Raw genomic sequence first — 6,000 nt, forward strand, 5'->3', positions numbered from 1 at the left:
TTGTAGCTTTCAGGAAGTAAACTTGATGGCGATTAAACGCGCCCCCTCAAATCATGTTGAATGGGCGGTCGCGCACTCATTACGAGCAACGAAATTGTACTGCGGTATGCGCGCGCCGCTTTACGGAAAAAGCCCTCTGCCGTCCATGATAAAAATATCGCTCTCGTTTCTAGAGACCTGTCATGGACCTCGCCACGCTCACGCTGTTTCTCCCCGCCTGGTCAGGGTCGGTCGGCTGCTGGTGTTTGCCGGGATGATCGCCCTCGCATCGACCGGGTTGGCGGTGGTGCTGCAAACGGCCCCCGGATCGGCGCGCCATAATTGCCACGCCAGGTAAAACAGATACGCCGCGGCCACAATTTTGATGGCGTAGAACAGCAACTCGGAATGTGCTGCCATCGATGGCGACCAGATGTTCTCAAGATCGCGGGGTGTTACAGGCCGGCCAGTATCGGCTGGAATGGCACCTTCAAAACCCATATTGACCAGGTCGAGTTCGTCGACAAAGACGTCGACTACGCGCACCGGATTAGTATCGCTGACGTAGTCGTCGAGGCTCTCGGGAAGTAAGGTGCCTTTGCCTCGATGTTCACCTTGGATAAAGCGCTTCATGGGCGATCCCTGCGATGAAATCCTCAGAAATCATACAAGTGTTCGCGAAGGCGTTTTACACACTCCGGGCCGATTGTTGCCTATCATGGAAGGGCTGCGATCGGCCTGCCGAGATGTCTAACTCAGGCGATAACACCGGACCTGAAGCCAGCATTACCGGCACAAAACAGACGCTTTTTACATTTTGATTTCAGATCTGAAAATGGTTCAAAACTGGCTTATGCAGCACTCAAACCAATCCAGCCGTGAACCCCCACGTATAATCCGACCCCGATGATCAACACGCTGGACAAATAAGGTGCGCGACGCGCAACTGCGCCAAGCCAAGGCCAGCGATTGGAAGCTTGCTTAGCGCCAATGGCCGCCGCCGCACCGACGGATACCAATGTAAGCGCCAAACCAAGGCTGAAACACAATACCAGCACGCCTCCCAAGGCGACTTCCTTGACCTGAAGGCAGAGCAGCAGAACGGTAATAGCCGCTGGACAGGGAATCAGCCCCCCGGTCAACCCGAACATAATGATCTGGCCAGTGGTGACCTCACGATTGGTGAAGCGCTTACGGATATCGTTGGCATGGGCACGCTCATGCGCATCCTGATAACCGTCAATCGACAGTTCCAGGCCTTCCAGTTCGGAATGCTCGTGACTGTGTCCGTGCTCCTGATAATCCAGATCGTAATCATGGGAATGGCCCGCATGCCCAAGACTCAAACGAGCACTAAAGTCATGAGGCTCAGGAATATCGGCGGTCGATTCGAGGAAACCTTCGCGCTCGACGAACGAGAACGCTTGAATGCTGCCATTTGAGCGGCTAGTCGTCAGTCGAACCTCTGCCGCTGACCAGGCATGCCCACTCAACGCCTTCATGCGCCAGCGTGGAGGCATTCCCTGTTCGAAAATCGCCAGTTCGATCCGCCCGTGGCCCGTATCAATACGCTGAGTCTCATCGTGATGAGCATGGGTATGTTCGCCGTGATGGTGATCATCACCTTGCTCGAACTTGAACATCTGTTCGCCGCGCCACGTACGCCACAGCATCCAGAGCGCAATTACTATGATCAGAGCGGAGGATGCTAGCTGGAAGTACGGCTCAGTAGTGTGAGCGTCCAGGCCTTTGCCCAGATACATGCCACCAATGGCAACCAACCACACCACTGCGGTGTGCGAGAGCGTTGCGGCCAAGCCCAGCAGTACAGCCTGTTTCACCGATCCACGAATGGCGACGATGAACGCTGCCATCATGGTCTTTGAATGGCCAGGCTCAAGCCCGTGCAACGCACCTAGCAGTATCGCGCTCGGGAAGTAGAGCCACGCGTGGGTGCCCCCCTGCTGAAGCAGTTCTGCAAAATTTGGCATGACCGGGTCTACTTCGAGTAACGACGGATGGCTTCAAGCAACTCTTCGACACCTTTAGCGCGCTCTTCATCGCTCAATTCAGGATTCGCAACGTGAGCGTGCGCATGTGCTTCTATAATTTCATCCATCAGACCGTTCATTGCCCCGCGTGTGGCCGCGACAAGATGCAGCGTTTTGGCACAGTCCGCGTCCGACTCCAGCGCTCGCTCTATAGCCTGAACCTGACCGGCGATACGTCGAACACGCTTCAACAGATCGTCTTTTTGCCCATGAACATGCGCCATACCATACCCACCTACCCTATAATGATGCGCATATTCACTCAAAAACCAGGCATTCGCAAGCCAGCATTCGAGTGGGTCACGGCCAAAGCTACGGGTGAAGCTGACAAAACGGTAATCTTCCGCTCAGCCTTCTGAAAGCTTGCACCCATTACCCTCTTCATCAGTATCTCCTGTTTGCTCTGTCATCCGACTGACTGGGAACAAAGCGCCATGCAACCTGAAACATCAAGACGAACCTTTGTGAAGGGGCTCGCCGCCGCCGGGATTCTCGGCGGCCTCGGGCTATGGCGCACACCTGTCTGGGCAATCACCAGCCCCGGCGAGCCGAATGTCCTGGCCGGTACCGATTTCGACCTGTTCATCGGCGAAACCCCGGTCAACATCACTGGCAACCCGCGCACCGCGATGACCATCAATGGCGGCATACCCGGCCCACTGCTGCGCTGGCGCGAAGGCGACACGGTCACGTTGCGGGTGAGGAACAAACTCGACGCCTCCACCTCCATTCACTGGCACGGCATTCTGCTGCCGGCCAACATGGACGGTGTGCCGGGCCTGAGCTTTCATGGCATTGAACCGGGTGGGATGTATGTCTATCAATTCAAGCTCCGGCAGAACGGCACTTACTGGTATCACAGTCATTCTGGGTTTCAGGAGCAGTCCGGCGTTTACGGCCCGTTGGTGATCGATGCGAAGGAGCCGGAGCCGTTCCAGTACGACCGAGATTACGTGGTGATGCTGACCGACTGGACCGACGAAGACGCGGTCGGCCTGATGAAGACGTTGAAAAAACAGTCGGATTACTACAACTACAACAAGCGCACCGTGGGCGACTTCATCCACGACGTCAGTGAAAAAGGTTGGGGCTCCACGGTCGCAGATCGAAGGATGTGGGCTGAAATGAAGATGAATCCCACGGACCTGGCCGACGTCAGCGGCGCGACTTACACCCACTTGATGAACGGCCAGTCGCCTGACATGAACTGGACGGGGGTATTCCGGCCTGGCGAGAAACTGCGTCTGCGCTTTATCAACGGCTCCGCCATGACCTACTTCGACGTACGCATTCCCGGTCTGAAAATGACGGTAGTCGCCGCAGACGGTCTGCATGTCAAACCGGTGAGCGTCGACGAGTTTCGCATCGCAGTGGCCGAAACGTTCGATGTGATCGTCGAGCCGACCCAAGATGCCTACACCTTGTTCGCCCAGTCGATGGATCGTACTGGCTATGCCCGCGGCACGCTGGCGGTGAAGACGGGAGTGTCCGCGCCGGTACCACCACTGGACCCGAGGCCGCTGGTGACCATGGATGACATGGGTATGGGCGGTATGGATCACGGCGGTATGGGCGGCGACATGGCGGGCATGGATCACAGCCAGATGACGGGTATGGACCACAGCTCAATGCAAGGCATGGACAGCATGTCTGGCATGGATCACAGCGGTATGGCTGGCATGGGCGAAATGCAGTCCCACCCCGCGACGGAAAGCAACAATCCGCTGGTGGACATGCAAGCCATGACCACTTCACCCAAACTCGATGACCCTGGCCTCGGCCTGCGTGACAATGGTCGTCGGGTCCTGACCTATTCCGACTTGCGCAGCACCTTCGCAGACCCGGACGGCCGCGAGCCCAGCCGTACTATCGAACTTCACCTCACCGGCCACATGGAAAAATTTGCCTGGTCGTTCAACGGCGTGAAGTTCTCCGATGCCGAACCTGTGCGCCTCAAATACGGCGAGCGGGTTCGGGTGGTGCTGGTCAACGACACGATGATGACTCACCCCATCCATCTGCACGGCATGTGGAGCGATCTCGAAGACGAGAACGGCCAGTTCATGGTACGCAAACACACCATCGACATGCCGCCAGGCTCACGGCGCAGTTATCGGGTGACCGCCGACGCGCTCGGCCGCTGGGCCTATCACTGCCACCTCCTGTACCACATGGAAATGGGCATGTTCCGTGAAGTTCGCGTGGAAGAATGAGGCGCTACCCATGATCAGGATCACTCCGATTTCTTTGGCGCTCGTGACCGCGAGCCTGACACTGTCTTCGGCAATGGCCGCCACCGACGACATGCAAAACATGGATCATAGCCAGATGCAGGGCATGGACCACAGCCAGATGCAAAGCATGGACGACGGTCAGATGCAGCCTGCCGCGCCTACCGAAAGCCGCACGCCGATCCCGGCGTTGACCGATGCCGACCGCGCCGCCGTGTTTGTCAGTCCGGGTGGGCATAACGTGCACGACTCCGCGCTCAACACGTACTTTCTCGCAGACAAACTAGAATGGCAGGACGCCGATGACGGCAGCACCCTGGCCTGGGATCTCTCAGGCTGGATCGGCGGCGATATCGACCGCCTGTGGCTGCGCTCCGAAGGCGAACGTACCAACGGCAAGACTGAAGATGCGGAAGTCCAGGCACTGTGGGGCCACGCCATCTCCCCGTGGTGGGACGTGGTAACCGGCGTTCGGCAGGATTTCAAACCCGGCGACCCGCAAACGTGGGCGGCGTTCGGCGTGCAAGGCATGGCGCTGTACAACTTCGAAGCCGAAGCCACGGCGTTTATCGGTGAAGGTGGCCAAACCGCCGCTCGACTGGAAGGCGACTACGACATCCTGCTGACCAACCGACTCATTTTGCAGCCAACCGCCGAACTTAATTTTTACAGCAAAAATGACCCGCAACGAGGCATCGGTTCTGGCTTGTCTAACACTGAAGCGGGCCTGCGCCTGCGTTATGAAATCCGCCGGGAGTTTGCGCCTTACATCGGCGTGACCTGGAACCGCACATACGGCAAAACAGCCGATTATGCCGAGGACGATGGCGAGGATCGCAGTGAAGCACGTCTCGTCCTTGGTGTTCGGCTGTGGTTCTAGAACGCGTCAACTTAACAATCAAAAAAATACCGCTTTAAGCGGTGAGAGGCCTTGTATGCGACTGATCAAAACCACCGCTGTTGCCATCGCACTTTCTGGTGGGCTGCTTATGAGCACATTCGCTCAAGCGCACCCGAAATTGCTCTCATCTACCCCGGAGGAAGGCGCGGTCGGTGCGGCCCCCGGCAAGATCGAACTGCACTTTTCCGAAAACCTCATGACCCAGTTCTCTGGCGCGAAACTGGTCATGACCGAAATGTCCGGTATGGCCCACTCCCCGATGCCCATGAAGGCCAAAGTCTCTGGCGGCAGCGACCCGAAAACCATGGTTATCACGCCGCTTTCTCCATTGCCCGCTGGCAGCTATAAAGTCGAATGGCGCGCGGTGTCATCGGACACTCATCCGATCACAGGCAACGTTTCGTTCAAAGTGAAGTAACTGATGAGCGATTGGGCCAGCATTGCCCTGCGCTTCGGCTTGTACCTGGATTTGATGCTGCTCTTTGGCGTGGCGCTTTTCGGGTTGTACAGCTTTAAAGGACGAGAGCGAGTGTCGGGTGCCGTGTTGCCGTTTCGGTCTATCGTGGCGGGTACGACGGCGCTCGGTGTGCTGGTGTCTATCGCCAGCATGGTGATGATGGCGAGCGCCATGAGCGGGGAGTCGGACTTCGCTGAGCTGCGTCCGCATATTGAAATGATGGTATTTGAGACGGACGTAGGGCTGGCCTGGGTCGTGCGAATCATCGCGTTAGTTGTTGGCGGTTTAGCGGTGATGCTCAACCAGCGTGCGCCTGGCTTTAGCTTGGTGGTCGCAGCTATTGCTGGCGGGATCGCCCTCGCCAGTCTGGCATGGAGCGGT

Annotated in this window: 5 protein-coding genes and 4 pseudogenes; 5 read left to right on the forward strand and 4 right to left on the reverse strand. The window is 57.4% G+C overall.

The genetic code is table 11. From position 1 onward, the window contains the following. Positions 1–217: 217 nt before the first annotated feature. Positions 218–301: pseudogene (locus tag EYC95_RS30905) on the forward strand (LysE family translocator); the annotation flags it as partial. Here the strand turns inward: EYC95_RS30905 and EYC95_RS30390 are convergent. From EYC95_RS30390 to EYC95_RS26375, 4 genes and pseudogenes are all read right to left on the reverse strand, one after another. Next, a pseudogene (locus EYC95_RS30390) lies at positions 300–387 on the reverse strand (LysE family translocator); the annotation flags it as partial. The pseudogenes EYC95_RS30905 and EYC95_RS30390 overlap by 2 nt on opposite strands. Positions 388–419: 32 nt before the next feature. After that, positions 420–612: pseudogene (locus EYC95_RS26365) on the reverse strand (IS5/IS1182 family transposase); the annotation flags it as partial. Between the two features lie 218 nt (positions 613–830). Further along, positions 831–1,970, reverse strand: coding sequence for a nickel/cobalt efflux protein RcnA (locus EYC95_RS26370; protein WP_131062938.1), 1,140 nt, complete (start codon positions 1,968–1,970; stop codon positions 831–833). Between the two features lie 8 nt (positions 1,971–1,978). Then, positions 1,979–2,254 carry a metal/formaldehyde-sensitive transcriptional repressor gene (locus tag EYC95_RS26375; protein WP_131062939.1) on the reverse strand — a complete coding sequence of 92 codons (276 nt, stop codon included), beginning with the start codon at positions 2,252–2,254 and terminating at the stop codon, positions 1,979–1,981. A gap of 210 nt (positions 2,255–2,464) precedes the next feature. Here EYC95_RS26375 and EYC95_RS26380 point away from each other — a divergent pair, with 210 nt between their 5' ends. The 4 genes and pseudogenes from EYC95_RS26380 to EYC95_RS26395 all read left to right on the forward strand — a co-directional run. Continuing rightward, complete coding sequence (locus EYC95_RS26380; RefSeq protein ID WP_131062940.1) at positions 2,465–4,243, forward strand: copper resistance system multicopper oxidase; 1,779 nt, start codon at positions 2,465–2,467, stop codon at positions 4,241–4,243. Positions 4,244–4,253: 10 nt separating this feature from the next. Next, positions 4,254–5,141 (forward strand): copper resistance protein B, encoded by an 888-nt coding sequence (locus EYC95_RS26385; protein ID WP_131062941.1) that lies wholly within the window; start codon positions 4,254–4,256, stop codon positions 5,139–5,141. 55 nt (positions 5,142–5,196) lie between these two features. Beyond that, complete coding sequence (gene copC, locus EYC95_RS26390; RefSeq protein WP_131062942.1) at positions 5,197–5,580, forward strand: copper homeostasis periplasmic binding protein CopC; 384 nt, start codon at positions 5,197–5,199, stop codon at positions 5,578–5,580. Between the two features lie 3 nt (positions 5,581–5,583). Beyond that, a pseudogene (locus EYC95_RS26395) lies at positions 5,584–6,000 on the forward strand (copper resistance protein CopD); the annotation flags it as partial.

This window comes from Pseudomonas sp. BGI-2 (genome assembly GCF_004310295.1).
GTDB lineage: Bacteria > Pseudomonadota > Gammaproteobacteria > Pseudomonadales > Pseudomonadaceae > Aquipseudomonas.

Coding starts and splice junctions, on each gene's coding strand:
- EYC95_RS26370 (WP_131062938.1), bottom strand. CDS start 1,970: ATGCCAAATTTTGCAGAACTGCTTCAGCAGGGGGGCACCCACGCGTGG.
- EYC95_RS26385 (WP_131062941.1), top strand. CDS start 4,254: ATGATCAGGATCACTCCGATTTCTTTGGCGCTCGTGACCGCGAGCCTG.
- EYC95_RS26380 (WP_131062940.1), top strand. CDS start 2,465: ATGCAACCTGAAACATCAAGACGAACCTTTGTGAAGGGGCTCGCCGCC.
- EYC95_RS26375 (WP_131062939.1), bottom strand. CDS start 2,254: ATGGCGCATGTTCATGGGCAAAAAGACGATCTGTTGAAGCGTGTTCGA.
- copC (WP_131062942.1), top strand. CDS start 5,197: ATGCGACTGATCAAAACCACCGCTGTTGCCATCGCACTTTCTGGTGGG.